Genomic DNA, 1523 nt, shown 5'->3' on the forward strand with positions numbered 1-1523 from the left:
AACCGTTCAGACTCGAATACGACGGCCATAGCTTTCGGCGTCTGCTTCACCTGCTGCTCGAACAGCGCGTGGATTGTTTGGTCCTTCGGATACTCCGTCTTCGTGTCGTTAAATGCGATAAGCAGCTGACGCTTCTCTTCTTCTACGACCAGCTCAATCTCGTCCAGCTGCATGTCTGGCGTTTCGACGATCTGTTCCACGATCGCCACCAGATGCCCGGCCATCCGCTCGACTGTTTCCTTCTTGAACAGCGCCGTGCTGTATTCCCAGTCGAAATACAGCCTCCCGGCTTGCTCGATCACACCCACCGTCAGGTCAAATTTCGCGACCCGGTATTCCTGCGGGTACGGCCGAATCGTCAGTCCTTCCGGCTTCCATTCGCTCATCTGCATGTTCTGCAGCACCAGCATCGTGTCAAACAGCGGGTTGCGGCTCGTATCCCGCCGTACCTCCACCTTCTCCACCAGCTCCTCGAACGGGTAGTCCTGATTCTCCATCGCCCCCAGCACCGCTGCCTTTACTTCCGCCAAGTACGCGTCGAACCGTTTGCTTCCCGCCGGGCGGCTGCGCATCGCCAGCGTGCCCACGAACATCCCGATCATCCGTTCCGCATCCGGATGCCTTCTGCCTGCTACCGGAGAACCGACCACGATATCCTCCTGCCCCGCATAGCGCGACAGCAGCACCCCGTACGCCGCCAAGAGCGCCATGTACAGCGTCACCCCTTGCTTCGCGCACAGCTGCTTCAGCCGATCCGTCTCGTACTCGCTCCACATTTGACCTGCGCGGTCTCCTTCAAACCGGCGGACCACCGGCCGCACGTAATCCGTCGGCAGCTGCAAGACCGGCGCCTCTTCCTTAAACGCCTGCAGCCAGTAGTGCTCCTGAGCTTGGTACGATTCGCCCTGCATCTTCTCCCGCAGCCATACCGCATAATCTTTATAGTGGATCGTTAGTGGCGCCAAATGCTCGCCCGCGTACAATCGTGCGAACTCGTCCACGAACACGTCCATCGATACGCCGTCCGAGACGATGTGGTGCATGTCCAGCAGCAGCACATGCCGCCGCTCTTCCAGGCAGATCAGTCCTGCACGCAGGAGTGGCGCTTCGCCCAGATCGAACGGACGCACGAACGCTTTCACCTGCGTTTTTGCTTCTTCCTCCGTGCTGTCCGTCACTTCCAGCGGCATATTCACCCGATCGGTGATGCGCTGCATCAGCTGATCTTCCTGCATCGCAAACGAGGTGCGGAACGATTCATGACGCGCTGCCAGCTCGTTCAAGCTCTCCCGCACACGTTCCACATCCAGCTCTCCTGCGATCTCCAGCGCCCACGGGACGTTGTAGCCAATCCCTTTCAGGTCCAGCTGGTTCATCACGTACAGCCGCTGCTGTGCAGGCGAGGCCGGATACCACTCACGCAGCTCCGCTTGGCCGATCGCCTCGTAGCGTTCCATCGTAGCCGCTGCTTCCAAATACCCCGCCAGCGCCTCCACCGTCGGGCTTGCGAACACTTCGCCCAG

The 1523-nt window shown here is 59.9% G+C and carries 1 protein-coding gene; it reads right to left on the reverse strand.

The annotated features are described in order from the left end of the window. Nucleotides 1-1523: condensation domain-containing protein (locus tag ACFSX3_RS32210; RefSeq protein ID WP_379313772.1), on the reverse strand; the 1523-nt coding region annotated here is incomplete at both ends.

Source organism: Paenibacillus rhizoplanae, from assembly GCF_042684125.1.
GTDB classification, from domain to species: Bacteria; Bacillota; Bacilli; order Paenibacillales; family Paenibacillaceae; genus Paenibacillus_AQ; species Paenibacillus_AQ rhizoplanae.